We start from the raw sequence: 26,670 nt of genomic DNA, 5'->3' as shown, positions 1-26,670 counted from the left end.
AGCGGTAAACGCAGCCTCGCTTTTCCTAAATTGTTGTGAAATATCACCTTGACATCAAGGCCGCCTCATGATGTCGTTCGGGCTGCGTCCATTGTCCCGAGGAGGATTTATGGACGCCTCACGTTGGATGGGCCGTCCCAAGCTGAATTGGGATCTTCAGCAGACGCGCAAGGCAAATCCGGAAAGCTGCGGACTAGGGACACGGAATGGCGTTGAAGATCGAACTGGAGCGACCCGTCGGCGACACTATGCAAGTTGATTTCCAGGAGAAGACTGCTGAGCGGCCTTTGACGTTTCGCGTCCATGGCCGCAACAACGTTGAGAACCGGCCGATTGTGCTGAATTCGGCGATTATTGCCGGCTGGACCGGACGCGATCCCGTCGCACGTGAAAAGCACATTGCCGAGCTTGAGGCGCTTGGGGTGGCTCGCCCGTCCTCGACTCCCATCTATTATCGGGTTTCCAGATCGCTGTTGACGACTGCCGGGCAAATTGAGGTCGTCGGCGACAGTTCGAGCGGCGAGGTGGAGTTTGTGCTGATTCGCGATGGCGATCGAATGTGGCTGGGTGCCGGTTCGGATCATACCGACCGCAAGGTTGAAACCTACAATATCACGGTATCGAAGCAGCTTTGCGAGAAACCACTAGCTCCCGATCTCTGGGACTTTGAGGATGTCATCGGACACTGGGATTCGCTTCAGTTGCGCTCCTGGATAAAGGAGAATGGTGAGTGGCGCATCTATCAGGAAGGGTCCGTAACCGCCATGCTTGCGCCTGCCGATATCGTTGCCGGGTATCAGGCGGATGGCAAACTGACTGACGGGTCGGCGATGTTCTGTGGAACATTGGCCGCGATCGGTGGTATTCGGCCTTCAAGCGGGTTCTCATTTGAGCTATCTGACCCTGTCCTGGGGCGTAAAATCTCGCATTCATATGAAATTGTTGCGCTGCCGATCGTTGGCTAGGGAGAGCATATGAAAAAGCGGTCGGTATCAAAGCGGAGCGGTACCGCCCCCGATCGCAAGGCGGCTGGCGGGCGGCGCGGGGGCTCGCTCCTCGACAAGGCCTATAATGAAATCAAGCACCGAATCATTACCTGCCACTATCGTCCTGGCGAGGTGCTGAGTGAGGCGTCGGTATCCACCGAACTGAAGATCGGACGGACTCCGATCCATCAGGCGATTCACCGGCTGATGATGGACGATCTCGTTTCGATCCTGCCCCGCAAGGGCATCATGGTTCGCCCGGTCAGTATCGACGAGGCGATGGAAATTGTCGGCGTGCGCACGGTGACCGAGGGTTATTGCGCGCGGCTCGCGGCGGAGCGAGCCGATGATGCCGAATTGCAGCGTCTGCAGGAAATCCTGGACGAGTCGGAAGAAGCGACCGAAACGCGCGACGTTGAACGGTTAATGCTGCTGGATCGCGAATTTCATGACACCTTGGCCCGAGCTGCAAGAAACAAGGTCCTGGCCGATACCTTGCGCAACCTTCACGAACGCTCATTGCGTTTCTGGTTCATATCGCTCCGTGACCCGGATCATCACCGGCGCGTACTGACGCAGCATCGCTCGATTGTCGAAGCGCTCCGGAGCCGAAAGCCGGAAGCGGCGGAGCACGCCATGCGCGAACATATCAACGCTTTTCAGCGCAACATTACCCAGCAAGTGTGAGTAGGAGGCTGTCGGCGCGATGAAAAATCCCAAGTTGCACGACGAGTTCAAGGCCGTCGATATGGAATCGGGTTGGGAGACACCGCCCGGCTATCCTTCGGGGATTCAGCAGAAAATCCTGTCAGGCTCGCTTGACGAGCAGGGCAAGAGTGGAAACCGATCCCGTCTGCTTCGCTTTGCGCCCGGTGTATATACGATCAAGCCCTTTGTTCACGACTATTGGGAAGAAGTCTTCCTGGTGTCTGGCGATCTCATTGTTGGAAATGATGAGAAGGGGGAGGGCGGAGAAAGCTTTCTTCCGTTCACCTACGCTTGCCGTCCGCCGGGTGTTCATCACGGCCCGTTCAAATCGATCGGCGGGTGCGTGTTGTTCGAGATCCATTATTATGTCTGAGCGTATTCGAGACCAACGGTCGGTCCGCAATCGGGTGCGCTGAGCTCCATCTCCTGAATGAACGGCGGCGGATGGACGATGCGCAAGATTGAATCGACCCTACAGGCGCTCGAAGACGGCAAGCTCTCAAGCCGAGCATTGACTGATCAATGTCTGGAGAAAGCGACCTCGTCTGAGGGCGAGGGAGCTCTTGTCTTTACAAAATTGCTTGCGGAGGCGGCACGCGCCGAGGCGGATGCAGTGGACCGCCGCCGCAAAGCGGGCATATGGACCGGGCCGCTCGGCGGAATTCCAGTTTCAGTCAAGGATCTGTTTGACGTTCGCGGGCTGCCGACGACGGCCGGATCGGTTGTGCTCTCTGACGCCGCGCCCGCCGATCGGGACGCGGTGGTCGTCGCGCGCTTGCGCGCGGCCGGCGCGGTCATTGTCGGGCGAACGAATATGACCGAGTTTGCCTTTTCCGGTCTTGGTCTGAACCCGCATTACGGAACCCCGGCCAATCCATTTGATCGCAAGGGGCGTCGCATTCCCGGCGGCTCCTCGTCCGGGGGAGCCGTTTCCGTTTCTGACGGCATGGCGCTGAGCGCCATTGGCACCGATACCGGAGGATCAGTCCGCATTCCGGCGGCGCTCTGCGGACTTGTCGGATTCAAACCGACCGCGCGCAGAATTCCGACATCCGGCACCTTGCCGCTGTCGTCGTCGCTTGATTCGATCGGACCGTTGGCTGCGAGCGTTCGATGTTGCCGCATCCTCGACGGCGTGCTGAGCGGGTGCGCCGTCGAACCGGCGGAGGAGGTCCTTGTAAAGGGATTGCGTCTTGCGGTTCCGAAGACTCGGGCGCTGGACGATGTCGACCCACATGTCGGGCACACATTCGAACGGGCGCTGAGCCGGCTCGCAAGCGCCGGAGCGCAGATAACCGAGATCGATGTAACCGAATTTGTCGAGATTGAAAGCGCCGCCAGGATCGCGACTTTTCCTGCCGCCGAGGCCTTCGCCTGGCACCGGGAGCTGTTGAAACGCTACACGGACCGCTACGACCCGCGGGTCGCCGTCCGGATTGCGCGCGGTGAGACGATCAGTGCGGCAGACTATCTGTGGCTGTGCGAAAAGCGCGCCGCGCTCATTCGGTCGATCCAGTCACGCGTGCAGGGTTTCGACGCCTTGGTCATGCCCACGGTCCCGATCGTTGCACCGGCAATTGCCGACCTCGACACCGATGATGATCGCTATCACAAGATCAATCTTCTCATGCTACGCAACCCGACCTACGTCAATTTTCTCGACGGTTGCGCGCTGAGCATTCCCTGCCACGTCGCCGGAGAGGCGCCTGTGGGATTCATGCTCGCCCGTTTCGACCATGATGATCATCGCTTGCTGACCATCGGTGAAGCGATCGAGAAAGAGATATCCGATCAAGCGAATTGATCGACAGGCGCTCCCCGGTCGCGCCGCTATCTCAATTGAGTTGCGACGTCGGCGCTTTCGTCTGCCGTCGCCAGAAGCGGCTTGCAGAATGTCGCGATCGCTTCAATCGTCTGTGCAGGTTTCTCGCGGTGCGGGACATGACCGCAATCGGGCATCAGCAATGTTTTCAACGTTCCGCGATGAAGTTTCTCGGCCTCCCATACCTGCTGATGCGTGCCGTACCGGTCGTCATCGCCCCGAATGATCAATGTCGGAACCTTTATATTCGACAGTTCCGCCGACAGATCAAAGGAGGGGAATTGAGGATCGAGCCAGACATCGTTCCATCTGAGGAATGCGGCATCAACATCTTCATGATAGCGAGAGAGCCTCTGCCGCAGGTCGCGATTCTCGTAGGCGACCCGGGCATTGCGGATCTCGGCGAGAGTTGCTTCTTCGACAAAGAAATGGGGAGCCATCAGCACCAGACCGCGGACGCGCGGATCGTTGGCCGTCCCGGCATATGCGGCTGCCATGGAGGCGCCGTCGCTATGTCCCAGCAATATCCCGCGCGAGAACCCGATTTCGTCCAATATGCGCGGGAGCACCGCCGATGCATGCCGCCTGATGTAATCGATCGGCAGCTTCTCCTGAGCCAGCGGGGAAGAACCGTACCCGTCCCGAGAATAAACGAACACGCTCGCGCCGGTCGCCTCGGAGAGCAATCTCGGAAACTCGCCCCATGTCCGAATAGAGCCCAGCCCTTCATGTAACATGACGATCGTCGGCGAATGCGCCGGCTTTTCGCCGATCAGCCGGTATTCGAGCCGCATGTCGCCGACCGACAAATAGGTTTTGCTCGCTTGCGCCTGCAAGTGTGTTCTCCTCGATTAGCCGGTGACGTCCGCGGTTGCAGTGATGCCGCTGATCGCTTCATAACGAATGAAGGGCGCAAGACCTCGATAGGAGAAGACCGGCGCAGCCGAGTAGAAATGCTGTGGTTCGTCGGCGAAATTGGTCAACGACGTGAGCATGAATTCCGTAACATCAACGATAGGTTTGTTTTGCATCACGTCATCGACAGCGTAGAAAGCGAGATCCGAGAGCTCTCCCGATCCTGCGAGTTCCCCCTCCAGCCGGTCAGCATGAACAATGAAAAATCTGGCGTTAAAGCGTATTGGACTCGCCGGCGAGGTGATGGCACGTCCGAAATAGTGAAGATGCTGCAAACTGGGCGCCAAGCTTCTTGACCTCCAGGGCTGCCAGTCTGTCTGTGGAAGATCCCCAACATCGCCATGTGCGCCGAGGATCAGTCCCGTCTCCTCGAAAGTCTCGCGAACGGCGGCGACGGCGAGAGCCTGTGCCATTCTCCTGTTCCCGCGCACACCCATGCTGCGGGTGAGAGCCGGCTCCAGCGGAGTTGCAATCCCCACCGCGTAGTCAAGTGGATCAAGGCGACCCCCAGGAAAAACGAAAAAGCTTGGCAGGAACGCCGCCCGGCTGGTCCGCCGCCCCATCAGCACCTCGACTCCGGCGCTCCGGCTCTTTCGCCAGGCAATCAATATCGCCGCATCAGCCGGCTTGGCAGGTTTCTGGCCAGGCTCTCTGTTAGGATGGCCCAGCGGTCGGGAATGTGAGTATTTGCGTGAAGCGCTCATAAGTACAATGGGGCGGTGAATGACCTATGAGCTCAATCGCTAATGAATTTCTCCGTTAGCTGTAACGAACTCATTCCTGAGGCTGCCTGTCGATCGCAAGTTAAGCAGATATTTGACAACGTCAATCAGCCTTTGATTTTTCGATAAATCATTGAAAAGAAGCGCCTTTTACCAGCAAAAAGGGCAGTGATTTCTAATGCTCGGCGCGGTGGCGGCACCTCTCCGCGGCGCGTCATAATTGAGCACACCGCAAGGGTCGAAAAATCGCGCTGGCGCGTCGAACTGCGGCTCGGAGCCGCGATTGCCGGCCTTGGCGTGGTATCGAGCTTTGAGGATTTTCTCGCGCCGGCCATGCGCAGCGGGCAATTGGAGCCGGTGCTGGAAGACTGGTGGCAGAGTTTTCCCGGACCGTTTCTGTATTACGCCAGCCGCCGCCACATGCCGGCGCCGCTGCGGGCGTTTGTGGATTTCCTCAAAGTGCAGCCGGGGTGAACTTCGACTGTCTCCTGCCGGGTCTTGGGTCTGGCTATCGTTGCCATGATAGGGAAGTGAATTTATCGATTGCGGGGCGAAGGGACCTACAATGACCATCACCATCTACGGCATCAAGAATTGCGACACCATGAAGAAGGCGTTCGCCTGGCTCGACAAGGCGGGCGTCGATTACACTTTCCACGACTACAAGAAAGAGGGCGTCGACAGGAAGCGCCTTGAAGGCTGGAGCAAAGACGTCGGCTGGGAAACCCTGCTCAACCGCGCCGGCACGACCTTTCGAAAATTGCCGGACAAGGACAAGGAAGGGCTCACCGCTGCCAAGGCGATCAAGCTGATGCTGGCTCAACCCTCGATGATCAGGCGGCCGGTGCTGGATCTCGGCAAGACCCTGCTGGTCGGCTTCAAGCCGAATGAGTATAAGGCTGCGCTGAAGACGTCGAAATGAAGATGCAGGACTGCGGAGGAGAGCTTGATGATGACATATGTGCGGATGGCTGTAGCGGTCGCAATGACAGTGTCTTTTGCGCAGACCGCGACGGCGCAGGTGAACCTTGCCGACCCTGGCTTGGCCCGGCCGGTCACGAAGGAAGAGGTTGAGAAGAAAGAGCAGCAGGAAAAGGCCTACCGTGACAGCCTCAGAAAAATCCCGGAGCAGAAGGCGGTCAACGATCCCTGGGGCGGTGTGCGCGAAGTGGGGTCTTCCTCCGCCGACAGCAAGGCGAAGCCGAAGCGCTAGCGCGCCGCCTCAGCGCGGTGGCGGCACGGCCTCGCCCAGGATGCGGCGCCAGAGCCAGCCGGCGGTCGCGCCGATATCCGGAATTTCCCTGAACAAACGCGGCGGCACGAAAGCGAAGGTCGGGCTCTGCCGCTCCGCCACCACGAAGTTGAAACTGTAATAGGGCTCCTGGCCCATGCGCAGATCGGTGATGATCGCGCGGCCGTCGCGTTCGCTTATCTTGAAGAATCCATGAGTGAACCAGGCGATGCGGTCGACATGCCGGTTGCCGCGCAGCAAGTCGTAAAGTTTTTCGTCGCGCGGGAATGATTCAAAGGTGATCGTGCGGTCGCGGTCGAGCAGCGAGTGAAATCCTTCCAGATAACCCTGCGGCGTCATCGCCACCACGCGCCACAGGATCGTGTTCAGCGGCGCCGGCGTCACCAGGAGATGCTCGACCTGCTGTCCCTGCGCCCGCAATTGCTCTTCGGCAATGCCCTTCACCTGTTGCTGGGCCAGCATGCTCCAGCCGAGATAGGCGGTGCTGAGCAGCAGACCGGCCGTGTTCCAGCGCCGGCCGCGCAGATCGCTTTGGCGCAGCGCAATGGCGATGCCGATCAACAGCGGCAGCGTATAGAGCGGATCGATGATGAACATGCTGCCGATCGCGAACGGCGTGTCGGTGAATGGCAGGCCAAGCTGGGTGCCATAGACCGTGGTCCAGTCGAGCAGCGCGTGCGTGATCAACGTGAGCCACACGGTCAGCCACCAGCGGCCGAACTGGTGCATCTCGCGCAGGCCTTTGGCGGCGATGAGCGCGATCGGCACGGACGCCAATGTCTGCCAGAACAGCGCGTGGCTGTTGGCGCGGTGATAGGTCATGTTGCTGATCGGATCGCCGTGATCATAGAAGGCGTCGAGATCGGGCAGGGTACCGACGAGCGCACCGATGGCGGCGGCCTTCCAGGGCCGGGTGCGCCGTCCCATGACGGCGAGGCCGATGGCGGCGCCGAGCGCGGCCTGCGAGAGTGAATCCATAAGCTAAGTTTAGCCTTTCACGCGACGGCGTGCGGCAAGGTGATCAGGGGATTTCGGCGTCAGATGGGCGGGGCTTACCGCAAAATTTGCCGGGAGGGAAGGTGTGCGGTTGCAGCGTCAAGCGCGTGAGTTGCCGAGGCGTCCGCGCGACAGGCATTGGAGGAATGCCGGCGAAAGGATCCTCTCGCCGGCGGTCGCGCATGCGCTCTTACGGGATGTATTTCTCGAGCGCCTCGCGGCTGAACGGCGCGCTCATTTCATACTGGCTCGCCGCATTGCCTCTTTTCCCGGCGTCCTGGGCCTGAGCAGTGGTGGCGAAGGTCGCCAGGGCCGCAACGGCGGCGGCCGCGATACGAAGATAGGTCATGGTGCGTCTCCCTGAGTGTTTGATCCGCCTTCTCAGATTGGAAAGCGTGACGAATGACTAGCGCGTGCGAGCTCAGAAGTTTGTAAGGGACGTCACACAGGAGAGACTCGCTTTAGCGTCTGGATTTGGAGCGAAGTCGCACTGGCGGAGTGGAACCCTTCCACCGGGCCTGCGTCATTCTTCTTCACCAAGCCTGCGTCATTATGAATCACCGTGCGGTATCATTCGCTTCGCGACGGATCGTGCGATGCGTCGTCTGCTGCATCACCGGTGAAAATTTACCGACACTGCTCGCGCGATTGCTTGACGAATGATGATTCTGTCTACGCGGAATCAGATTGTTGGTCTTGTGTAGCGGCACGTTCTTACCCTGCAGTGTGTTGCAAACGGTATCGTCGGATAGATATCCGCAAGAAGATACCAGAACATCGATCGCACTGACTCCGAGCGACACAAGAAGTGATGTCCTGCGACAAGTTCTACGCGCCGCTGTCATCGCGGTGCCGTGGTCAAGCGGGAGCATTCGCGTTGCGATGGGGACCATCGCAAATGGTAACATGAGGAGAGTTGGATGAAGGATCTGCATGATCTCGTCGATTTCTATATTCGCGCGGCCAACACGCCGGTTACGATTGTCGGCGATGAAGCGGCGAATATTCTCACCGGCGATGCCGCCAATAACGGCATTGATGGTCGCGGCGGCAATGACACGCTGAATGGTGAAGTGGGCGACGATTACCTCATCGGAAATACCGGCAACGATACGCTGAATGGCGGCTTCGGCCGCGATCTCCTGAATGGCGGGCAGGGCAACGACATCATCAATGGCGGCGCCGATTTCGATACGGTGACTTATTTCGCCGCGCAGGAAGGCGTGAATATCAATCTTGTGACCGGCGCCGCGCTCGGCGGCGCCACGGGTGGCACCGATACGCTCATTTCGGTTGAGAGCGTGATCGGCTCCAATTTCAACGACACGATCGTCGGCGACGGCCACAGCAACGTGCTGATTGGCGGCGGCGGCAATGACTATGTCCAGGCCGGCAACGGCAACGATATCGTTTGGGGCGCTGAGGGCAACGACACCCTCATCGGCGCCGCCGGCATCGACTATCTGGAAGGGGGCGCCGGCGCCGATGTGATCAACGGCGATATTTTTGGTGGCCCGAACGCCATCGGCGACTGGGCGCTCTACAGTCTGTCCTCCGCCGGTGTCTCAGTCGACCTGCAGGCCCGCACCGCTACAGGCGGCGATGCCGAGGGCGACAACCTCATCAGCATTGAGAACCTTGCGGGCTCTCGCCTGGCCGACACGCTCTCGGGCGATGCCGGCGTGAATGAGCTTGACGGCAATGAGGGCAACGACACGCTCGATGGCCGCGGCGGCAACGACACGCTTATCGGCGCGGGTGGCCACGATCAACTGTTCGGCGGCGCCGGTGCCGACACGCTGCAGGGCGATGCTGGCAATGACACGCTCGACGGCGGTGACGGCAATGATCAGCTTGTCGGCGGCACCGGGCAGGACACGCTGATTGGCGGCGCGGGCGACGACGAGCTGTCAGGCGGTCTCAGCACCGATATCCTTACCGGTGGCGCCGGCAACGACACCTTTGTCTTTGCCAATGGCGAAGTCAGCGGCGACAGGATCAACGACTTCACCGTCGGCGGTACGGAAGACGTGATCCAGGTCTCCGGCTTCGACGCGCTGGATTCGTTCGAGGATCTCGTGTTGTTCCAGATCGGCTCCGATGTGCTGGTGAAGTTCGATGCGAATGACAGCCTGCTCATCGAGGACACAGCCGTCGCCTCGCTGACCGCGAACGACTTCCTGTTTGTGTAGTTCGCAAGACCAGGTCTTCCGCGACGCACGCAAGCCGGCTATGACCGTCGGCTTGCGTGACATCGCTTGCCGATCCCGGTAATTCGGGATCGGTGCAGACTCGCGATGCGACGGGAAATCTGTTTCCTTTGCGGTTCTAATCTGAGGGCGTTCTTTCCGGGGCGCGGGCGTCAGCCCGCGCCGCGGAATCAGCGACGAATTCCGACGTCATGGCCGCAGTCCGGGTCCGCATGCTTAAACGCGTCCCGCAATGACGAGCTATGCACGCTCTGAGACGCTGCCGCAGGAGACAGGATTTATGGAAGATTTTGCGCATTTTGACGGCCTTCGTTCAATCCCGCGGGAGATAACGCCGTCCTCGATCGCAGCGACTCGGGCCCTTTTTGCGAAACTCCACGGCGACCTTGATTCCGGAGCGGTCAGACTCGAGCGCGACATGTCCTACGGTCCGCACGCGCGGCACCGGCTTGATGTCTTCCGATCGACGGAAGATCGATCACAGGCTCGCCCGGTCTTCATGTTCGTGCATGGGGGAGGCTTTACCGGCGGCGACAAGACATCGGACGACGGGATTTTCTACGACAATATCGGGATCTGGGCGGCTCGAAACGGATTTGTCGGCGTCAACATCACCTATCGTCTCGCGCCTGAATATCCATGGCCGGCGGCGAAGGAAGACCTTGCCGCAGCGGTCGGCTGGGTGAGCGCCAATATTGCCGGGCGCGGTGGCGATCCGGCGCGGATCGTTCTCATGGGCCATTCGGCCGGCGCGACGCATGTCGCGACCTATATCGCCGATCCCGATGCCCGGGGCTTGACGCATATTCAATGTGCCGTACTGGTCTCCGGAATCTATCATCTGGAAGGTCCGCAGATCTCCAAGGGGCAAATTGCATATTTCGGCGACCGATCTGACCGCTATGCGGAACGATCCCCTTTGGCGGGTCTGGCCCGCAGCCCTGTGCCTTTGTTGGTTGGAGTGGCGGAACTCGATCCTCCGGCATTCCATGAGCATGCGTTGCGTCTCCTCTCTGCAAGGCAGGCGCAAACAGCGGCCGGGACGCGGTTGCTGTTCCTCGCAGGACACAATCATTTTTCGCCGATGCTCCACTTCAATTTGAAAGATGGCGATGAACTCGAAGCCGCGCTCACCGCGCTTGGTCAAAGCCTTGGCGGGCGCCGGGAAAAACCGGAAAAGGCGCAGCCTCCCGGGCCGAAAGTGGGCGCGGCGTCGATCAACAATGCGCTTGACAATATTCCTAGGTAGGACTATAAGCATATCACCTCGTCCGCTGAGGGGCGCTCTCATGAGGCGTCATGGAGGCGGGACGAAGGGGAGGGCGCCGCTGGAGATGCGGCGGTGCGGCTCCCCTGGACGGCGCCCGGTAATTCCGGGCCTCGGCCGGTGCGGCGCCCGCGGGCGAGCCTCGCAAGCTCGCACTCGGGCTATGCCGGGGCTCCGCCCGAGGCCACTGATGGGCCTCCGCCAGGAGCTGGCTGCCGTGGGCCCACACTGGATCACCCACGAAAGCGCGGCCCGGCATCGTAGTGAAAACGCCGCGATGGCGCGTCGGACGACGCGGCGGTTCCGGAAACGGGATCGCACACTAAAAAAGGAAGGTTGCGCCGCCCGGCGCGCCATCCCCCTCACTTATTGAAAGTGAGGGAAAGAGCAGGAAGGCGATCCCGGCGCCTCAAACAATACGGGCGATGACGCGCGTCTGTAGGAAAGTCGGGAACCGGATGCCCGCCCTTCCGGCAAAGCATGGCAGGACGAGGATCGGGTCGTATAGTCTGCGCCGCCGGAACATCAGACATGACATCCACCACACTCAACGGCGCTTCTTCACGCGCGGTCGATTTCAGGATCATCGGGCTCGTCGGCAGCGCGCATTTCGTGAGCCACATTTATATCCTGATCCTGCCGCCGCTCTTTCCGTTCCTGCGCGCCGAATTCGGTGTCAGCTATACGGAACTCGGCGCGGCGATCGCGCTGTTCAATGTTCTTTCCGCTGCGTTGCAGACGCCGGCCGGTTATCTGGTCGACCGCACATCGGCGCGCACGGTGCTGGTGGGCGGGCTGGTGCTCGGCGCCGCGTCGCTTTTGGCGGCGTCGATGGCGCCGAATTTCATTCTGTTCACACTGATGTTCGCCGTGCTCGGCATCGCCAATACCGTTTATCACCCGGCGGATTACGCGCTGCTGTCGACCCGGATCTCGACTGCGCGCACCGGACAGGCTTTTTCGATTCACATTTTCGCAGGCTTCATCGGTACCGCGATCACGCCGGCGGTCATGCTTCTGCTTGCGGCCTCGTTCGGCTGGCGCGGAGCATTCGTCGCCGGGGCCTTGCTGGGGGTTGCGGTCGCCGTGGCGATCGTGGTGTTCGGGGGCGTGCTGGCCGGCCGCGAAGCCGCGCATGCCAAGACCGCGGCCGATGCTGGCGCGTCGGGTGGCGACCGGCGGATACTGATGACCATGCCGGTCATTCTCAACCTCTTCTTCTTCATGCTGATCGCCTGCGTGTCGGTCGGCACGCAGAATTACGCCATTGTCGCGCTCGGCGCGCTCTGGGGCACGCCTCTGCCGGAAGCGGCGACCGCGCTGACCGTCTATCTGACTTTTAGCGCCTTCGCCGTGCTGGCGGGCGGCATTCTGGCGTCGCGCACCGCGCGGCACGACCTTGTCGCCATGATTGGGCTTGCCGCCAGCGGCGTGGCCTTGCTGCCGGTCGCCTTCATCGACTTCAACATGGCGTTGCTGATCGGCCTCATGGCCGTGTCCGGTTTTTTCAACGGGCTGATCCAGCCCTCCCGCGACATGATCGTAAAGGCGGTGACGCCACCCGGCGCCTTCGGCCGGGTGTTCGGCTTCGTAACCACGGGTTTCAATATTGGCGGCATCGTCGCCCCGCCGATCTTCGGTTACATGATGGATCACGGCGCGCCGCATATCGTCATCCTGGCGACGGCCTTGTGTTCCCTTGCGGCGATCCCGACGGTGATGATCACGGTCGCGCACGGCGCGCAAAAGGATCGGCTCGCTTAAGCGCTTGTCCCTGCAGATTAATTCGTTCTTCCCTATCGCGGTGCCGCTATCGTTCACGCAAGCGTGACGAAATTCCGCTTGCGAAACGAAACGCCTTTCACGGTCAACGGGTTGCCCGCGCATCGCGATGCGAAGCGTGGCCGCTTATCACAATGCAGTCACGGCTTCTGTGGACAAGCGGTGGAAAACAAGCATCGGCACAGAGAATCATCCAGTGTGGGATTAGGATGACATGAGCATGGTTGCGTAAGAGGCGGAGGTTGCGTCAGTCATGTTGAAGTATCGGTGCCCGAATAATCGTCAGGAAGTCCGGACCAGTATCAAGACGGATGAGGTCGTGTTGCTGGAAATGCGGTCGCTCAAGCTCTCGCTCTGGTGCCCCTATTGCGCAAGTTCGCATCAGGTGAAGGCGAGCGAGGCCTACGTCGAATAGGATTTTCGCAGTTCCGCCTGGCTTGTTGCCGTCAGTTAGTAACTGACGGGAGCGCTGACAACGTGTCGATGACACGCCAATAAGCCTGATCGGGATATTCGTCGGGCATCGCCGCACGATTGATCCAGACCGGCCGAAAGCCAAAAGCGGCTGCTCCCATCACATCCCAGCGATTGGACGAGACGAAAATCACGTCGGCCGGCGCAACCGCAAACGTGTCCGTCACCAGCGCATAGACTTCCGGGCGCGGCTTGTAGATGCGGATTGCGTCCACCGAGAGAACCTGATCGAGCACGCTCTCCATCTTCGCAGCGGCGACTGCTGCGGCAAGCATTCGCGGCGACCCGTTGGACAGGATTGCGGTGCGATGCCCGCGCTCCTTCAGCAACTGCAGGACGGGGCGGGCGTCCGCAAACGCCTCGAGCGCGAAATAGGCGTCAAGGAGCTTGGGCTTGATTGCCTTGTCCACGGAAGGGTATCGCGCCAGCGCGAAATCAAGCGCACGCTCGGTGAGCGTCCAGAAATCCTGGTATTGCCCCGCCAACGTGAGCGTCCAGCTATATTCAAGCTGTTTGCTGCGCCAGAGGTCTGACAAGCGGTCTGCGTCTGCGCCGCAGGCGTCACGATGGCGGCCGATCGCGGCATGGACGTTCAGCAGCGTGCCATAGGCGTCGAAAATATAGACGGGCAGAGTCATGACCTCTCCTGTCAGCGGGTGACGGGCGGCAGCGTGAACATGTCTGTAATCGTAAGCCCCCGGATATCGTAGACCCGCGCGAACACGACGCCGTCGCGCACGACCTCGACCAGAACAGGCGCCTTCAGCTCGGCGCAATAGAATTCACCGAGCTCCATCACGAAATCCGCGCCTTTGGGATCCCAAGTGGCGAAGAATTGCGGACCCAGCACGGCTTCGGCCGCAGAATGCGGACCGCAGATCGCAATCCGCCATTGACGTCCGCCGGGCGGCATTTCTTTTCGCGCAGCAAGCTGTGCGCGCAATTCAAGTGACGCCTGTTTGAGCGCCAGTCCCCAGTAATCGAGCATGAAACGCGCGTCGGCCGCGCGCGTGCCGCCCGCGATCCAGTTGAAATAGGCATATTGATAGGGGTGCAGCCGATACATGCCGGCGACGGGCATGAGCAGGCCGACCAGGATCACGAGACCGGCGGCGATGGCGGCCGAGCGTGACACGCGGATCAGGTAATCCACCAGCCATGCACCGGCCAATCCGGCCACGATGGCGAGAGGAGGGAGGACAAAGGTGAAGTGGCGGATGCCGTTATACATGGCCGGCCGCGTGATGATGGCGATGACAAGCGGGAGCACGGCGGCCATCGCGATCAGCAAGAGGATCGCGCGACGGCGGATCGGGATGCTGCGTATCACAGTGGCGACCGCAATGGCGATGATGCCACCGATCGACAGGACCAGAAAAAGCTCCGGCATCTTGAGCGACAGCAGGACGGGCAGGTAGCTGCGCGGCATGTCCGGCACAGACACCGGCATGCCTTCAAACATTTCCTTCCATGGCTTCTCAAAGAACTCGGTGAAATAGCCGACGGCGCGAACGGGATTGAGCGGTTCCAGCACCGACCATGGCCAGAGCAAGGCCATCACCGCATAGGCAAGAACAAATCCCGGAAGCAGAAAAAGCAGGAACTGACCGAGATTGACGGCGGCCTTCTTGGCGCCTGCCGCACGCGCATCCTCCAAAATGATCATCAGCATCGGCACAATCATATAGAGCGAAGCAATTCCGCCCATGATGCGGGTGCCGATGGTCAGGCCCAGGCCAAGGCCGAAAATCCCAACCGTGACAGGTTTGGGTCTTGAATAGTCTTCCAATGCGCGGACCAATCCGAAAAGCAGGACGAGCATTGCCACCGCGAAAGGCGCATCCTTCGGATTGAAGAACATGTGGCCGTAATAATGCGGGCTGCAGGCGAGCAGCAGCAGCGCCAGCAGACCGGCGAGGGGGCCGCCGATTCGCCGCGCCAGCCTCCAGGTGAGAAACAATCCGATCAGTCCAACGATCGCGCCGGCCAGGCGGCGTGTCTCGAACAAGTCGAACGGCAGAATCTTCGCGAGCAGCGCCGCGAACATGTCGAAGCCGCCACCATACATGTACAGATTGACGAAGGAGAGGGCGCGTGTGTCGCGAAATCCGGAACCGTAGAAGTCGAGCAGCATCTGCCCGAATTGTGCATGAGTATAGTCGTCCCAGCCGAGGCCGTAGTCCCGGAACGTCAGCAAGGCAATGACCGCGACTGCCGCCAGAACGGCAATCGCGGTCCTATCCAAAAGGCGCTCCGATCGCGGCATCGGGCGCGTCTGAGTCCCCGATGCGATTACTTCGCCGCCTTCTCGAACATCTCGGCGACGTAGTCCCAGTTCACCAGATGATCGACAAAGGCCTTCAGATAGTCAGGCCGGCGATTGCGATAGTCGATGTAATAGGAGTGTTCCCAGACGTCGCAGCCAAGGATTGGTTGTGCGCCCTGCACCAGCGGGCTTTCACCGTTTGCCGATTTCATGACGGCAATCTTGCCGTCCTTGACGGCGAGCCAGCACCAGCCGGACCCAAACTGAGTGACGCCGGCCTGGATGAAGTCTTCCTTCATTTTGGCCACGGAGCCGAGATCGGCCACGATCTTCTTCTCGAGCGCGCCGGGAATCTTGTCGCCCCCGCCATTCGGCTTCATCCATTTCCAGAAATGAATGTGGTTGTAATGCTGACCGGCATTATTAAAGAGGCCGGCATTCTTGCCGAAGGAGCCTTTGACAATCTCTTCGAGCGACTTGCCCTCCCACTCACTGCCCTTGAGCAGGTTATTGCCGTTATTGACATATGCCAGATGATGCTTGTCGTGGTGATATTCGAGCGTCTCGCGCGACATGTAGGGCGCCAGCGCATCATAGGCATAAGGAAGCTCAGGCAGCGAAAAAGACATGGGACGATTCTCCCTCAAACAAAGGACTTGTCCAAAACCGGACCACTAACTTCCTCTTCATTAGGCTCTGAGGCGCCACTCGGCAACGCTTTCCGAGAATTCTTGCGGCCCGCCCATTCGGAACGAAAAGCTTTTGTCCGGCGTTATCTTTTTTCGAGCGGGTGAAATCTGCTCACAGGCAATTTTGACAAGCCCTTGCTTGCGGGCGTGAATAAAGTCACAATTGCGCTGAATTTTCGCGGCGGGGCGTGAGGCATCGAATGTCTTTTGTTTTGTTGGTGATTGGGGGCCTGGCAACCGCGATCGGGGCGATCATGGTCGGATTTGGCATTCCGATCAACGAGTTCAGTTTGGGCAACACCCTGATCATTGCCGGCACGACCGCCCTGATGGGCGGTTTGATTGTCATTGGGCTGGCCTTGGCGCTGCGGCAATTGGGCAATCTAGCTGCGGCGATGGCGGCACGACCGGGCGTGCCTGCAAGCGGACGGTTGCCGGCCGAACCGATCGAGCCATCGCCATCGCCGCGTGCAACTGCACCGCGCATGCCGACACCTGTGCCCGCCCGTCCGGAGATACCTCAGCCGCGCCCGCCGCGAGCGCCCGAGCCGCGTCTTGGTGCCGAGTCACCTTCTGACATTGCAGCCGAGGCTCCCGTGCCGCGAGCGCCAATGCGGCCATTGGGGCCAGCTCCGGACGATAGTCTCGATATGCCAAGCTGGCGCCCCCCTCGACCGGCGCCGGAAGTCTCGCCCCGCAAGGATACGCCGCGCACACCATCGCCGGAGCGGCGAGGCACCGAGGCTGCGTACGACGCAATCTGGCCGGCGGAAGGCCGCACCTCTCCGCCGGAGCGCACTGAGCCGCAGGTGGCAGAGCCACGCGTCACCGCAAAGGCGGATGGCGACGCCACACCCAATGCGCGGCCCGAGCCGGTGTCGGTCCTGAAATCCGGCGTGGTCGACGGGATGGCCTACACGCTCTATACCGACGGCTCGATTGAGGCGGAGTTGGCACAGGGGGTCGTACGCTTCGGTTCGATCGAGGAATTGCGCAATCACCTCGAAAAAAGCGCGTCCTAATTCGCCTGCCGATCAGGCGTAAATGAGAGGGACGAGGCTTCTCGCCTCTCATTTCCTGCGTCAGCGCTTGCCGCCTTCCGGCGAGAAATCCAGTGCCGTGCCGTTCATGCAATAGCGCTGCCCGGTCGGCTTTGGACCGTCCGGGAACACGTGGCCGAGATGCGCGTCGCAGGTGGCGCAACGGATCTCGACCCGCCGCATGAAGAAGGCGCGGTCTTCATGTTCGGTGACGGCGTCCTCGCTAATCGGGGCAAAGAAGCTCGGCCAGCCGGTCCCGGAATCAAATTTGGTGCGCGAGGAAAACAGCGGCGTGCCGCAGGAAATGCAGCGGTAGAGGCCCTCACGCTTTTCATCCCAATGGGGACCGCTGAAGGCGCGTTCGGTTCCGTGTTCGCGGGTGACGTGAAATTGCTCGGGAGTCAATTGCTGGCGCCATTCCGCATCCGTTTTCACGACTTTCGGCTTCGGTGTCGCGTCGTCTGCCATTGTTTTACCCGTCGGTTAGGGACCAGAGCCCAGACCTCGGACGTAAGTAGATTGACCGAGGCCTTCAAATCACGATTGGTCAATGAGCTGTGATTGGAAGATTCTGCCACGGAGGGTGCCGCCGAAATCTTTCGCTTGGACAATAAATCGAAGCGTTAAAATTGTATTTCCTGCAATCTTGCATCCCATACCCAAGCAATGCGACACTAATTGCGCCTCGAATACAGGGGGCTTCCCGCCCGTGGCGCAGGGTTGCCGGACAGACCAGCTTATGGACGACAAGGACAAATTTATCGACCAAACGGCTGACATCGTGTCGGCCTATGTCAGCAACAACACGGTTGCCGCCGACCAGATTTCCGCGCTGATCAATCAGGTCCACGCAGCGCTGGTGCGGGTTGCGGCCGGACAGGGCGACGCCGGCGCCGAACCGTTGAGGCCCGCCGTTCCGGTCAAGAAGTCGATTACCCCCGACTATCTGGTCTGCCTGGAGGACGGGAAGAAGTTCAAGTCACTCAAGCGCCATCTGCGCTCGCAATACAACATGACGCCGGAGCAATATCGCGAAAAATGGAGCCTGCCGGCCGACTACCCCATGGTGGCTCCGAATTACGCCCAGGCCCGATCCCAGTTGGCCAAGCAGATGGGGCTCGGACAGCAGCGGCGTCGCCGGCGCTAGGCCATCCACAGTCGATTTGACTATTTTCCTATTTTCTGATTGACTTGTCTGTGGTGTCGATATAGGTATTAAATCCTATAGAGGTGCCGCATGATCAGTTCTCAATCGAAGCCCCACCGTCTCCCGCGCGTTGCGCAGCAGGACCGCCTGCACCGATCCGGCGTCGATCCGTTCCTGGAACAGCACCTGGCATTGGCCGATCGTGTGGCCGAGGTGCCAGGGGGATTGGCGAGGGTACTGGTCAATGAGGCCGAAAGCCCGCTCATCTGGCTGGCGAGGCGCAAGGGCAAGGATGGCCGGGCTCTGATCGCGCCACATCAATTCCTGGCTGGCGAACGCTTACGCGCGGATTTCACCACAGCGCAGTTAATGCCGCGAACGACATCGAATTGGGATCTGTCCGTATCGCGGGAGCGCCGTGGCGGGGCGCCCGCCATGACCTTCACTGAAGCCACAATCTCCGCGCGTCAACGCGTCCGCCAGGCGCTTGATGCGGCGGGTCCGGAATTTTCCGGCTTGCTGCTCGACATCTGCTGCTTCCTCAAGGGCCTCGAAGATGTCGAGCGCGAGCGGCTGTGGCCGCGCAGCACCGCACGAATCGTATTGCAGCTCGGCCTCGAATGTCTGGCGCGGCATTATGGTTATGGGGAGAAGGCAGTCGGGAAGGCGGGCGCAAAAATCAGGATCTGGAGCGCGAACGCATCTGAAGTCTGCGATGAAACAAAATCGGAGATGGGGTCACCATGAAGCTACGCCACCGGCGCCAGCGCCGCCTGCGCGTCGCGGCGAATGCGTTCCACCATGGATCGGAAACCGTTGGAGCGTTGCGGGGTCAGATGCTCGCCGAGCCCGAGCTGGGTGAAAAGCGCCACCGCGTCGCGCGACAGAATCTCCTTGGCAGTCTGCCCTGAATAGAACGCGAGAAGGATCGCGATCAGGCCCTTGACGATATGAGCGTCGCTGTCGCCGACAAAGGTGAGCACGGGCCCCCCGGCGCCGTTCGGCTTGACCTCTGTCTCCATCCAGACCTGGCTGGCGCACCCCTGCACCTTGTTGGCTTCTGTCCGCGCCCGGTCCGGCAATTCCGGCAAATTGCGGCCGAGCTCGATGATGTAGCGGTAACGGTCGTCCCACTCATCCATGAGCTCGAAATTTCCGATGATTTCGTCAATCGACATGCGCCTGCTGCCCGGTGTCGGGGTGAATCCTCAGCCACACATATATTGACGGCCGCTCCGGCGCAAAAGCGCCTTCTGGCCCTAGGCGGGCCGGTCAGGCGGACCTGCGGGGATCTTTCGGCGGCAGAGGCCCGCGCCAGACCGGCTTTTGCCCCTCGGCAGCCGTGGTCCCGCGCCATGCCGGTTTCATATCCTCCGCGGTCAGGGTGTCTTGTGAAGCTGGCATTTTCCCGCCCTTGATGGAGCCGGTTTCCGCCGGGGCCATTTTCTCGCTCAGGACGTCAAACAAGAATTTGGCGCCCGCCTGCGCCCGCTGTCCAAAAGCGACTGCCGCCTTGCCGCCGACGTCGCAGGCCTCCGGCTGCCGCTCGCAAAAGCCACTCATGTCAGAAACGGCCGCGAAGGCGGCCGATACCGCGTCGCCGGCGTCGATCTTCGGTGCATTCGGCTGCGGCGCTCCGCTCGGCATCAGCACGAGCACGATGCTCAGCCAGAAGGCCACCCGCAACAGGAAAAACATGACGCAACCCTATTCCCCGCGGCGCTTTCTATGCCGCTTCATCGCGCAAGCTAGCAGGCCCGGCTGAAAAGCCCGTTCGCGTTTTTGGGCTTATTCGAAGAGAATTCGCAGGGTATTTTCAGAAAAGTTGAGCCCAGTTTTCTGACAATTTGAATGAATGCCGACCTGTTTCGGAAACGGCCGATCCGGCTGCTTCCAGGCCTGAGCCGGCGCGAGGCAAGCCGCGCCACATTGCCGCCGCCCGGCCCTGGAAACCGTGTGTTCACCATGACCCGACGATTGTGAAGGCGGCGCTGGTCTGAGCGGGGCAAAGCCGGGTTTTGCAGGCGCCGCGGCCCGCTCCCTTAGCGTTCGCTTAAGTGGCCTCTGACACGATCCCGCGCGTAAATGGGGAGTGCCGCGGCTCGTTGCCGCGCGCAACGGGTCAGTTGAGCGTAGCCAAGCCTGTTCGCGAGTATATTGACAGCCTTGTGCACCCGTCGGTGCAGCAGGAGCCGCTTGCGGCGGCGCGCCATCGTGCTTTCATCGCGCCACGGCTTCTCGGTTCGCTGATCGCACTGGCGGCGTTTCCGGCCTTCATCGTTATGCGCGGCGTGCCGACCCTATTCGAGGTTGCGGTTTTCGCCTGGCTGATCGTTCCGATTTTCGCCGCCTATTTCCTGTCGCGTACCGGACGCTATGAGGATGCGCACGTCATTTCGTCTCTGGCGCTGACGATTCTCATCGCCGCAGTGGCGTGGAACACTGGCGGAATCGCGTCTTTCGCCGCGATCTGGCTGGTTGTGGTGCCGCTCGAGGCCGCATTGTCGGCTTCGCGTCGCGTGGTGGCACTGGCGGCGAGTTTTGCACTATCGGCCGCCGCACTACTGGTGACTGCGAATTTCGCCGGTCTTTTGCTGGATTCCGCGATCAGTGCCCAGGATCAGGCCGCGCTCGCAGCGCTTGGTGTCCTTCTGGCGTCGCTTTACGCTATCTGTCTGGCGCTCGGCGCAGAATCGCTGGCGCGTGTCAGCTTCAGGCTGCTCGGTGCCGAAGAAGACCGTTACCGCCTGCTGGCGCGCAACATGACCGACGTGATCGCCCGCCACGGTCCGCATGGCGCGATCCGCTTCATTTCTCCCGCCGCCGAATCCCTGCTCGGAATTCGCGCCGATCAGTTGCTCGGCCATGGCCTGTTCGATCGGGTGCATGTGGCCGACCGCCCCGCCTATCTTACGGCGCTCGCCGACGCATCCGCGAACGGAGATACCAAATCTGTTGAATTCCGCATGCGCCGCACGGCGTCCAACGCATCTGGCGGTTCCGACTTTGTCTGGGTCGAGATGCGGTGTCGCCCGCTGGACCAGGAGTCCGTGGCACATGCCGGAGAAGTCGTCTCGGTGATGCGCGACATCACGGCGCGCAAGATACAGGAGGAGGCCATCGAGATTGCGCGTACGGAATCTGATCGCGCCAATGCGGCGAAATCGCGCTTCCTCGCCACCATGAGTCATGAATTGCGCACGCCGTTGAATGCCATTATCGGCTTCTCAGAAATGCTGACCAAGGACGAGCAGATGCGCCTTGATGCGCAGCGGCGGCGCGACTATGCCAAGCTGATCAACGATTCCGGTCATCATCTGCTGGCGGTAGTTAACGACATCCTCGACATGTCAAAAATGGAAACGGGGGATTTCGAGATCACGCCGGAGCCGTTTGCGCCGGCTGAGGTGATCCGCAATTGCTGCGATCTTCTGGCGCTGAAGGCGCGCGAGGCCGGCCTCGATCTGGTGCTGCGCGTGCCCGACGATCTGCCAGATGTAACCGCCGACAAGCGCGCGCTGAAGCAGGTCCTGCTCAACCTGTTGTCGAACGCCGTCAAGTTCACGGATCGGGGCGGACAAGTCACAGTCAGCGCTCACGCAGAGATGAACCGCATGGTGATCGCGGTGGAGGATAACGGCATTGGCATCAGCGACAGCGACCTGCCGCAGCTTGGCAACCCGTTCTTTCAGGCGCGCTCCGCTTATGACCGGCGTCATGACGGGACCGGACTGGGGTTGTCGATCGTCAAGGGGCTGGTCGCGCTGCACGGCGGCGACGTCGAGATCAATAGCGCGCTCGGCAAGGGCACGCGTATCGTGATCACGATGCCGGTCAATTGCGAATCGGCCCGCAGGATACAGCCTGTATCCGAATTTCCTGCTCCGGTTGTCCGACCATTTCAACAGAGCGAAACATTTGTGAGGAAAAGTGCTTAAGGCGAGCCGCAGATCAGGCGCAATAGTCGTCGACGATTACGACGACCATTATGACGCAGACGAGGAACCAGCGGGCGGCCGCCGGAAAGACATCATTGCGCTTGCGCTGGCCGGTGCCGCGATCTGCGGCATCCTGGTGAATGCGCTATTTCTGCAGAAGGGGCCGCACCCAGCACCGATCTTCAGCGCCAAGCCGGTCGCCACCCAGCCGCCGCAAGCGTCTGCAGGAACCTCTGCGAAACCGGTCCGGACCGTCGGCGCCGAGCTGACGGGCGCGACGGCCTTGCCGCGTGCGCGTCCGCAAGAACCGGAGCTTGCGAAAACCGAAACCGCAGCAAAAACGGACGCCGCACCGGCACGCTCGCGCCTTGAACTGATTGCGGATATCCAAAAGGAACTGGCCAAGCGCGGATTCTATGATGGCGCCGCCGACGGTGTTCATGGTCCGAAGACGGACGCGGCGATTCGCGACTTCGAACAGAGCGCCGGGCTGAGGCATGGCGAGCCGAGCGAACACTTGCTGCGCGCGATCATGCAATCAAACGCCAAGTCGAAGCCGGCGACGATTGCGTCGACGCCGCGACACGATCCGATCGCAGAATTGATTGCCCCGTCGCCTTCGAAGCGCATTCTGTCGGTGCAGCGTGCCTTGTCCGATTTCGGCTATGGCCAGATCAAGCCCACGGGCACGCTGGATGCGCCGACGCAGGAGGCGATCAAGCAGTTCGAGCATTCCAAGAAAATGCCGGTCACCGGCCAGATTTCGCCGCGGCTTTTGCGGGAATTGTCAGCCACAACCGGGCGGCCGCTGGAATAGCTTGCGCGCTTTGTATTTTGTCGCACGAAAGGCCGGTATCCCCACTTTGCCGAGCGGCGCTTTTGTGTGAGAGAGGGGCGGATCATGCGCCTCAAATCCGGAATCTGGGTCCAGGCCTATATTCGCCGCTGCGCCATTGAAGGTGCTTATGCAGTTGTGCGCCGCCGCGGAGCGGACGAGGCAGGGGCTGTCTTCGTGAAGATTGATCGCCTGGACGGCACCGCCGATCTGTTCGGTCCGGCGCCACAAGCCGTATTCGACGAGGCGCAGCCATCGGAGCGTATTTTTGCAGCCTGTTTGAAGACGCTTCCTGCCGATAACGCGGCGATAGAAAACTACCTGGCCAGTCAGTTGCGTTTTGATCCGGATATTTGGATTGTGGAAGTCGAGGATCGCCAGGGCCGCAATTTTCTCGATCGGATCGAGCGCTGATTGCTCAGCTTTCGGTTTGCCCCTTGCGGCGCAGCTCTTCCGAGGACGGATTGCCACCGACAGGCCGAGGATCATGACGCGCGAAGTCGCGCGCGCGAGCGGGTCGGTCCTCGATGAATTCAGGGCGGTGTTCACCCTTGCGGGATGCAGGATGGTCGCGGCGCCAGATTGCAACGAGACGCCGCGCAGTATCCATGCCGGTGTCGTCATAAAGCTGTACCAGCGCAAAATAAGTGTCGGGTGACTGGCCGACGGCCGGATCAAGGAAGAGCAAAATGCGCTGCAACGCGGGTGAAGGCACGGCCAAAGCCTTCAACGCGGCAATCACCGCTTCACCGGTGGTGTCGCCTGCAATGCGATTTGCGCAGGTGAAGGAAATTGAGAGTGCTTGCGCAAATACCTGGGCAAGTTCGTCTGGCCGACGTCCGATCGCGGCCTGTTCGACCTGCGTAATGATCCCACCCTGCATGTCCATGAGCGCAGGAGAAACCGGGGCATAGTCGAGATGGCGAAGAATGAGCCGGCGTTCCGACGCCGATGCATTAAAGAATGTCTCGCTCAGTGTTTCCTGAGGGGGCGCATCTTCGATACGTGGTAGATTTTGCGCCAGAGTGCCCCTCGACCATTCCGATTGTGGGGAAGAGGGAACCGCATCCGGTTCCGCCAGCCGCTGGATCACTACCAGGGGCGCGCCGGGATAGGTGGCGAGCCGCGCGCCGACCCAGGCGCGTTCGGCGGCATCGACGTGCTCGATCAAACGCAGTGCCAGTTCCGTGAAAAGCCGCACTTCCTCGGGGGTATGCGCAGGCTTCTGGACATAGAGGTTGGTCAGCTCGCGCAGCAGCGCCGGCCGGAGATCGGAGCCGCTGGATAGGCCTCGATAGTCGGAAAATGGATGACGCGACACGCATTCCACCCTGACGCAACAAAGACAGTCGGACAATATTCAGCCGTCCGTTAGCAGAGCGTTAACCTTGCGCCTTTCTAAATTCGATTCAGGACGATCCGTATGCCGGATCATGATGTCGGTGCATCCGGCGGGGGGAATCATATGGGAATGGTTATCAGTTTCCCGGCCACTCAGCGTCAGTCAGCACGTATGGAATCCGCGGAACTGCGTGAGGCGGGGCAAGTCGTGATCCTGCCGGTGATCCGAGTTGAACGGACGATAGGCGGGCAACCCACCGACGCGCTCGACGGCACCCACCGCACGCCGGGACGCAAACGCCGTCGCCGCATATCGCGTTCCTGAGATTTGTCATGGCCGCAAGGGTGGCCATCATCGGAGCAAAGTGTGACAGCACGACGACCGATCCGGTTCAGCCGCATGCTGTTTTGCGTGCCCCTGATCGGTTGCCTCAACACGGATTTTGGGCGGGTCCGGCAGTCGCTCGTCACGGACGACATCCATGCCTGGATGGGGCCGGCTGCGGCCAGTCGCCTTGAAGAACCCGCATCGGTCTATCGCCTGACCGAAGACGAACGCCTGCTGCGCGATCTTGCCTATCCGCTGATCGAGCCGCCTTACAAACGGCAGCGATGGTATGCGGTCCTGAATGAGTATGGGCTGACTACCATTTTCCAGCCGGGCTGGTGGGTCTACGACGAAATGGCCTATACCCGAAAACTTCTCGGCTCCGTGACGCGCACAACTGACGCACTGTACGGCCGGCTGATCGACGATATCAGCAACGATGTTGTCCGCATCGGTCCTTTTCTGGAAGTCGTCAACCGCGTCCGAGATATGGACAGCAAGCGCAAGATCAGCCTCGATCATGTGACCCTGCTGACGCCGCCCGAGCATGCAAATGCTGTCGCGCGGATGAACGAGAATGCGCTGATTGTCCGTTGGGTTCATCAATCGCTGAATGAACGCGCGATTTCCTACCGGCTGGCGCTTGAGCGGCTGGTGATTTCGGCGCCGTCGCGTCAGGCCGCGGAAGCGGAACGCCAGTTGAAGCTGATGCAGATGCGCATCGCGAGTACGCGCGTCGCGCCTGGACCGAGGCTCGGCAGTCTCGTCACCAAATAAAGTCAGTGCGTTTCACAACGCGCCGACGACAGCGCCGCTTTCGCGGCCGGCATCATGCCGGGTTCGGGCGCCAGCGCCCGCAGCACGATCAGCCCCTTGTCGGACGGCGACTCGACGATCAGCCGGTCGGCTGCGGCTGTTTCCTCATCTTCAGGCAATTCGTCGCGCTGCGCCTTGGTCATCAATTCCAGCTCAATGACGCGGCGGCCCGCCGCGCGATCATTGATGGCGTAATAGGCAATGCCCTTGTTGGTATAGAAGGACACCGAGGTATAGGCGGGACTCACAGGCGCACGCAATTTGATGGGCCCGCTTGCGAGATCATAGCGGCAGACGGCTGCGGTGAAAGCCGGGTCCATGAACGGCACAATGCTGCTCTCTGAAGAAGGGGCGGGCAGCGCGACCATGGCATTCACCGGAGACAGCGGCGAGATGCGCGCATAGGCATCCTGTGTCGCGGTGGCCGGCAAATACAGAACCGTGCCGAGATGGACGATTCCGCCCATCAGCGTGCCTCCTACAAGCCACAACACCCAGCGGATCATGAGCAGGCCTTCCTTTCGAGGACAGGAAGGATTGTTTCGCGGCCGGTGCGGCTGGCGAGGCTGACCGGACTGTCATAAAGCCGGAGCACTAGCACGTAACGTTCGGTGCCACCTGACGGCAGCCAATTGCCGGAGCGTGCGCGCGGCGCGATTGCAATCTCGAATGAACCATCCGCCTTGCGGACGATTTCCTGGCTGGTGAAGCCTTGCCGGTTCAGCGAATTGCCCACCAGCCGGCCTTCGGGATCGTAAAGCGTGATCGTCCAGAATCGCGCCTGCGGTGTCGTTCCGCTCACGATGACCTCGCAGCGTCCGTCCAACGGCCAGCCATTGTCATCGGTCTTGGCGAGAAAGGCGATTCCGTCTCCCGAACCCATCGGCAATTCGCCGGTTCGCGCCAACACCGCGCGGGCATAGGGATCAATGTCGGCCGTGCCAGTGCGCGGCCATGCCGTCCATGAGCCGATGGTGAATGCGCCAAAGGCCATCCCGTGCGACAGCGCGAGCAAGGTTGTGCCGAGTCCGACCACCGCGGCGACGGCAAAAGCCAGCAATAATCCGAGCAGCAATCGCACGTTGGTTTCCGGCTAAAGAATGATCAGACTAACCCGGTCGACATGCCGGCATACC

The 26,670-nt window shown here is 60.7% G+C and carries 30 protein-coding genes and 1 pseudogene; 18 read left to right on the top strand and 13 right to left on the bottom strand.

The window, feature by feature from the left end; translation table 11 throughout:
• Window positions 1-206: 206 nt before the first annotated feature.
• The 4 genes from RO009_20545 (at window position 207) to RO009_20530 (ending at window position 3,498) form a co-directional block, all read left to right on the top strand.
• The gene (locus tag RO009_20545) at window positions 207-965 is read left to right on the top strand and encodes a DUF2848 domain-containing protein (GenBank protein ID MDT3687425.1); all 759 of its coding nucleotides are present in this window, start codon (window positions 207-209) and stop codon (window positions 963-965) included.
• A gap of 9 nt (window positions 966-974) precedes the next feature.
• On the top strand, window positions 975-1,673 hold the full coding sequence (locus RO009_20540; protein ID MDT3687424.1) for a GntR family transcriptional regulator: 699 nt from the start codon (window positions 975-977) through the stop codon (window positions 1,671-1,673).
• A gap of 19 nt (window positions 1,674-1,692) precedes the next feature.
• The gene (locus tag RO009_20535) at window positions 1,693-2,067 is read left to right on the top strand and encodes a cupin (protein ID MDT3687423.1); all 375 of its coding nucleotides are present in this window, start codon (window positions 1,693-1,695) and stop codon (window positions 2,065-2,067) included.
• Between the two features lie 78 nt (window positions 2,068-2,145).
• On the top strand, window positions 2,146-3,498 hold the full coding sequence (locus tag RO009_20530; protein ID MDT3687422.1) for an amidase: 1,353 nt from the start codon (window positions 2,146-2,148) through the stop codon (window positions 3,496-3,498).
• 26 nt (window positions 3,499-3,524) lie between these two features.
• Here RO009_20530 and RO009_20525 read toward each other — a convergent pair whose 3' ends face one another.
• Together RO009_20525 and RO009_20520 are read right to left on the bottom strand one after the other, a co-directional pair.
• Window positions 3,525-4,352: an alpha/beta hydrolase gene (locus tag RO009_20525; protein ID MDT3687421.1), complete on the bottom strand. Its 828-nt coding sequence runs from the start codon at window positions 4,350-4,352 to the stop codon at window positions 3,525-3,527.
• Window positions 4,353-4,367: 15 nt separating this feature from the next.
• On the bottom strand, window positions 4,368-5,135 hold the full coding sequence (locus RO009_20520) for an NUDIX hydrolase (protein MDT3687420.1): 768 nt from the start codon (window positions 5,133-5,135) through the stop codon (window positions 4,368-4,370).
• 276 nt (window positions 5,136-5,411) lie between these two features.
• Between RO009_20520 and RO009_20515 the strand changes: the two are divergent.
• The 3 genes and pseudogenes from RO009_20515 to RO009_20505 all read left to right on the top strand — a co-directional run bounded on the left by RO009_20515 (window position 5,412) and on the right by RO009_20505 (window position 6,366).
• A pseudogene (locus tag RO009_20515) lies at window positions 5,412-5,627 on the top strand (LysR family transcriptional regulator).
• A gap of 91 nt (window positions 5,628-5,718) precedes the next feature.
• Window positions 5,719-6,075: an ArsC family reductase gene (locus RO009_20510; protein ID MDT3687419.1), complete on the top strand. Its 357-nt coding sequence runs from the start codon at window positions 5,719-5,721 to the stop codon at window positions 6,073-6,075.
• A 27-nt stretch (window positions 6,076-6,102) separates the two neighbouring features.
• Window positions 6,103-6,366: a hypothetical protein gene (locus tag RO009_20505; protein MDT3687418.1), complete on the top strand. Its 264-nt coding sequence runs from the start codon at window positions 6,103-6,105 to the stop codon at window positions 6,364-6,366.
• Window positions 6,367-6,375: 9 nt separating this feature from the next.
• Here the strand turns inward: RO009_20505 and RO009_20500 are convergent, their stop codons facing one another.
• Together RO009_20500 and RO009_20495 are read right to left on the bottom strand one after the other, a co-directional pair.
• Window positions 6,376-7,383, bottom strand: coding sequence for a metal-dependent hydrolase (locus tag RO009_20500; GenBank protein MDT3687417.1), 1,008 nt, complete (start codon window positions 7,381-7,383; stop codon window positions 6,376-6,378).
• 208 nt (window positions 7,384-7,591) lie between these two features.
• Entirely contained in the window at window positions 7,592-7,750 is a 159-nt protein-coding gene (locus RO009_20495; protein ID MDT3687416.1) for a hypothetical protein, read from the bottom strand.
• 571 nt (window positions 7,751-8,321) lie between these two features.
• On the opposite strand from RO009_20495, the gene RO009_20490 reads away from it, so the two are divergent.
• The 4 genes from RO009_20490 to RO009_20475 all read left to right on the top strand — a co-directional run bounded on the left by RO009_20490 (window position 8,322) and on the right by RO009_20475 (window position 13,075).
• Window positions 8,322-9,593 (top strand): calcium-binding protein, encoded by a 1,272-nt coding sequence (locus RO009_20490; protein MDT3687415.1) that lies wholly within the window; start codon window positions 8,322-8,324, stop codon window positions 9,591-9,593.
• A 436-nt stretch (window positions 9,594-10,029) separates the two neighbouring features.
• The gene (locus tag RO009_20485; GenBank protein ID MDT3687414.1) at window positions 10,030-10,860 is read left to right on the top strand and encodes an alpha/beta hydrolase; all 831 of its coding nucleotides are present in this window, start codon (window positions 10,030-10,032) and stop codon (window positions 10,858-10,860) included.
• A 549-nt stretch (window positions 10,861-11,409) separates the two neighbouring features.
• A complete protein-coding gene (locus tag RO009_20480) occupies window positions 11,410-12,642 on the top strand; it encodes an MFS transporter (protein ID MDT3687413.1) in 1,233 nt (410 codons plus the stop codon).
• 271 nt (window positions 12,643-12,913) lie between these two features.
• A complete protein-coding gene (locus tag RO009_20475; protein MDT3687412.1) occupies window positions 12,914-13,075 on the top strand; it encodes a hypothetical protein in 162 nt (53 codons plus the stop codon).
• A 31-nt stretch (window positions 13,076-13,106) separates the two neighbouring features.
• On the opposite strand, the gene RO009_20470 is transcribed toward RO009_20475, so the two are convergent.
• The 3 genes from RO009_20470 to RO009_20460 are packed head-to-tail and all read right to left on the bottom strand — an operon-like array spanning window position 13,107 to window position 16,029.
• Window positions 13,107-13,772 carry a haloacid dehalogenase type II gene (locus RO009_20470; protein ID MDT3687411.1) on the bottom strand — a complete coding sequence of 222 codons (666 nt, stop codon included), beginning with the start codon at window positions 13,770-13,772 and terminating at the stop codon, window positions 13,107-13,109.
• Between the two features lie 11 nt (window positions 13,773-13,783).
• Window positions 13,784-15,400, bottom strand: a complete 1,617-nt coding sequence (locus RO009_20465) for a glycosyltransferase family 39 protein (GenBank protein ID MDT3687410.1) — start codon at window positions 15,398-15,400, stop codon at window positions 13,784-13,786.
• A 26-nt stretch (window positions 15,401-15,426) separates the two neighbouring features.
• Window positions 15,427-16,029, bottom strand: a complete 603-nt coding sequence (locus RO009_20460) for a superoxide dismutase (protein ID MDT3687409.1) — start codon at window positions 16,027-16,029, stop codon at window positions 15,427-15,429.
• Window positions 16,030-16,289: 260 nt separating this feature from the next.
• Between RO009_20460 and RO009_20455 the strand changes: the two genes are divergently transcribed.
• Window positions 16,290-17,111, top strand: coding sequence for a hypothetical protein (locus RO009_20455; protein MDT3687408.1), 822 nt, complete (start codon window positions 16,290-16,292; stop codon window positions 17,109-17,111).
• 60 nt (window positions 17,112-17,171) lie between these two features.
• On the opposite strand, the gene msrB is transcribed toward RO009_20455, so the two are convergent.
• Window positions 17,172-17,597, bottom strand: coding sequence for a peptide-methionine (R)-S-oxide reductase MsrB (gene msrB / locus RO009_20450; GenBank protein ID MDT3687407.1), 426 nt, complete (start codon window positions 17,595-17,597; stop codon window positions 17,172-17,174).
• Window positions 17,598-17,868: 271 nt separating this feature from the next.
• Between msrB and RO009_20445 the strand changes: the two genes are divergently transcribed.
• Both RO009_20445 and RO009_20440 read left to right on the top strand, forming a co-directional pair.
• On the top strand, window positions 17,869-18,276 hold the full coding sequence (locus tag RO009_20445; protein MDT3687406.1) for a MucR family transcriptional regulator: 408 nt from the start codon (window positions 17,869-17,871) through the stop codon (window positions 18,274-18,276).
• A gap of 90 nt (window positions 18,277-18,366) precedes the next feature.
• Window positions 18,367-19,023, top strand: a complete 657-nt coding sequence (locus RO009_20440; protein MDT3687405.1) for a DUF6456 domain-containing protein — start codon at window positions 18,367-18,369, stop codon at window positions 19,021-19,023.
• A 2-nt stretch (window positions 19,024-19,025) separates the two neighbouring features.
• Here the strand turns inward: RO009_20440 and RO009_20435 are convergent, their stop codons facing one another.
• On the bottom strand, window positions 19,026-19,454 hold the full coding sequence (locus RO009_20435; GenBank protein ID MDT3687404.1) for a SufE family protein: 429 nt from the start codon (window positions 19,452-19,454) through the stop codon (window positions 19,026-19,028).
• 94 nt (window positions 19,455-19,548) lie between these two features.
• Entirely contained in the window at window positions 19,549-19,974 is a 426-nt protein-coding gene (locus tag RO009_20430; GenBank protein ID MDT3687403.1) for a DUF5330 domain-containing protein, read from the bottom strand.
• Window positions 19,975-20,402: 428 nt separating this feature from the next.
• On the opposite strand from RO009_20430, the gene RO009_20425 reads away from it, so the two are divergent.
• The 3 genes from RO009_20425 (at window position 20,403) to RO009_20415 (ending at window position 23,463) form a co-directional block, all read left to right on the top strand.
• Window positions 20,403-22,214, top strand: coding sequence for a PAS domain-containing sensor histidine kinase (locus RO009_20425; protein ID MDT3687402.1), 1,812 nt, complete (start codon window positions 20,403-20,405; stop codon window positions 22,212-22,214).
• The gene (locus RO009_20420; GenBank protein MDT3687401.1) at window positions 22,207-23,031 is read left to right on the top strand and encodes a peptidoglycan-binding domain-containing protein; all 825 of its coding nucleotides are present in this window, start codon (window positions 22,207-22,209) and stop codon (window positions 23,029-23,031) included. The genes RO009_20425 and RO009_20420 overlap by 8 nt, the downstream gene beginning before the upstream one ends.
• A gap of 84 nt (window positions 23,032-23,115) precedes the next feature.
• Window positions 23,116-23,463 carry a DUF1491 family protein gene (locus RO009_20415; protein ID MDT3687400.1) on the top strand — a complete coding sequence of 116 codons (348 nt, stop codon included), beginning with the start codon at window positions 23,116-23,118 and terminating at the stop codon, window positions 23,461-23,463.
• Window positions 23,464-23,467: 4 nt separating this feature from the next.
• Here RO009_20415 and RO009_20410 read toward each other — a convergent pair whose 3' ends face one another.
• Window positions 23,468-24,370 carry a hypothetical protein gene (locus RO009_20410; GenBank protein MDT3687399.1) on the bottom strand — a complete coding sequence of 301 codons (903 nt, stop codon included), beginning with the start codon at window positions 24,368-24,370 and terminating at the stop codon, window positions 23,468-23,470.
• A 387-nt stretch (window positions 24,371-24,757) separates the two neighbouring features.
• Between RO009_20410 and RO009_20405 the strand changes: the two genes are divergently transcribed.
• A complete protein-coding gene (locus RO009_20405; GenBank protein ID MDT3687398.1) occupies window positions 24,758-25,495 on the top strand; it encodes a hypothetical protein in 738 nt (245 codons plus the stop codon).
• A 2-nt stretch (window positions 25,496-25,497) separates the two neighbouring features.
• On the opposite strand, the gene RO009_20400 is transcribed toward RO009_20405, so the two are convergent.
• Complete coding sequence (locus RO009_20400; GenBank protein MDT3687397.1) at window positions 25,498-26,040, bottom strand: DUF1254 domain-containing protein; 543 nt, start codon at window positions 26,038-26,040, stop codon at window positions 25,498-25,500.
• Window positions 26,037-26,615, bottom strand: a complete 579-nt coding sequence (locus RO009_20395) for a DUF1214 domain-containing protein (protein ID MDT3687396.1) — start codon at window positions 26,613-26,615, stop codon at window positions 26,037-26,039. Before RO009_20395 ends, RO009_20400 begins: the two co-directional genes overlap by 4 nt.
• Window positions 26,616-26,670 lie beyond the last annotated feature (55 nt).

Source organism: Pseudorhodoplanes sp., from assembly GCA_032027085.1.
GTDB lineage: Bacteria > Pseudomonadota > Alphaproteobacteria > Rhizobiales > Xanthobacteraceae > Pseudorhodoplanes.
This window is presented reverse-complemented; position numbering and strand designations above follow the sequence as displayed.

Excerpts from the sequence above, each read along its gene's own strand:
- RO009_20545 (MDT3687425.1), top strand. The coding sequence starts at position 207 with ATGGCGTTGAAGATCGAACTGGAGCGACCCGTCGGCGACACTATGCAA.
- RO009_20540 (MDT3687424.1), top strand. The coding sequence starts at position 975 with ATGAAAAAGCGGTCGGTATCAAAGCGGAGCGGTACCGCCCCCGATCGC.
- RO009_20535 (MDT3687423.1), top strand. The coding sequence starts at position 1,693 with ATGAAAAATCCCAAGTTGCACGACGAGTTCAAGGCCGTCGATATGGAA.
- RO009_20530 (MDT3687422.1), top strand. The coding sequence starts at position 2,146 with ATGCGCAAGATTGAATCGACCCTACAGGCGCTCGAAGACGGCAAGCTC.
- RO009_20520 (MDT3687420.1), bottom strand. The coding sequence starts at position 5,135 with ATGAGCGCTTCACGCAAATACTCACATTCCCGACCGCTGGGCCATCCT.
- RO009_20510 (MDT3687419.1), top strand. The coding sequence starts at position 5,719 with ATGACCATCACCATCTACGGCATCAAGAATTGCGACACCATGAAGAAG.
- RO009_20505 (MDT3687418.1), top strand. The coding sequence starts at position 6,103 with ATGATGACATATGTGCGGATGGCTGTAGCGGTCGCAATGACAGTGTCT.
- RO009_20500 (MDT3687417.1), bottom strand. The coding sequence starts at position 7,383 with ATGGATTCACTCTCGCAGGCCGCGCTCGGCGCCGCCATCGGCCTCGCC.
- RO009_20495 (MDT3687416.1), bottom strand. The coding sequence starts at position 7,750 with ATGACCTATCTTCGTATCGCGGCCGCCGCCGTTGCGGCCCTGGCGACC.
- RO009_20490 (MDT3687415.1), top strand. The coding sequence starts at position 8,322 with ATGAAGGATCTGCATGATCTCGTCGATTTCTATATTCGCGCGGCCAAC.
- RO009_20485 (MDT3687414.1), top strand. The coding sequence starts at position 10,030 with ATGTCCTACGGTCCGCACGCGCGGCACCGGCTTGATGTCTTCCGATCG.
- RO009_20480 (MDT3687413.1), top strand. The coding sequence starts at position 11,410 with ATGACATCCACCACACTCAACGGCGCTTCTTCACGCGCGGTCGATTTC.
- RO009_20475 (MDT3687412.1), top strand. The coding sequence starts at position 12,914 with ATGTTGAAGTATCGGTGCCCGAATAATCGTCAGGAAGTCCGGACCAGT.
- RO009_20470 (MDT3687411.1), bottom strand. The coding sequence starts at position 13,772 with ATGACTCTGCCCGTCTATATTTTCGACGCCTATGGCACGCTGCTGAAC.
- RO009_20465 (MDT3687410.1), bottom strand. The coding sequence starts at position 15,400 with ATGCCGCGATCGGAGCGCCTTTTGGATAGGACCGCGATTGCCGTTCTG.
- RO009_20460 (MDT3687409.1), bottom strand. The coding sequence starts at position 16,029 with ATGTCTTTTTCGCTGCCTGAGCTTCCTTATGCCTATGATGCGCTGGCG.
- RO009_20455 (MDT3687408.1), top strand. The coding sequence starts at position 16,290 with ATGTCTTTTGTTTTGTTGGTGATTGGGGGCCTGGCAACCGCGATCGGG.
- msrB (MDT3687407.1), bottom strand. The coding sequence starts at position 17,597 with ATGGCAGACGACGCGACACCGAAGCCGAAAGTCGTGAAAACGGATGCG.
- RO009_20445 (MDT3687406.1), top strand. The coding sequence starts at position 17,869 with ATGGACGACAAGGACAAATTTATCGACCAAACGGCTGACATCGTGTCG.
- RO009_20440 (MDT3687405.1), top strand. The coding sequence starts at position 18,367 with ATGATCAGTTCTCAATCGAAGCCCCACCGTCTCCCGCGCGTTGCGCAG.
- RO009_20435 (MDT3687404.1), bottom strand. The coding sequence starts at position 19,454 with ATGTCGATTGACGAAATCATCGGAAATTTCGAGCTCATGGATGAGTGG.
- RO009_20430 (MDT3687403.1), bottom strand. The coding sequence starts at position 19,974 with ATGTTTTTCCTGTTGCGGGTGGCCTTCTGGCTGAGCATCGTGCTCGTG.
- RO009_20415 (MDT3687400.1), top strand. The coding sequence starts at position 23,116 with ATGCGCCTCAAATCCGGAATCTGGGTCCAGGCCTATATTCGCCGCTGC.
- RO009_20400 (MDT3687397.1), bottom strand. The coding sequence starts at position 26,040 with ATGATCCGCTGGGTGTTGTGGCTTGTAGGAGGCACGCTGATGGGCGGA.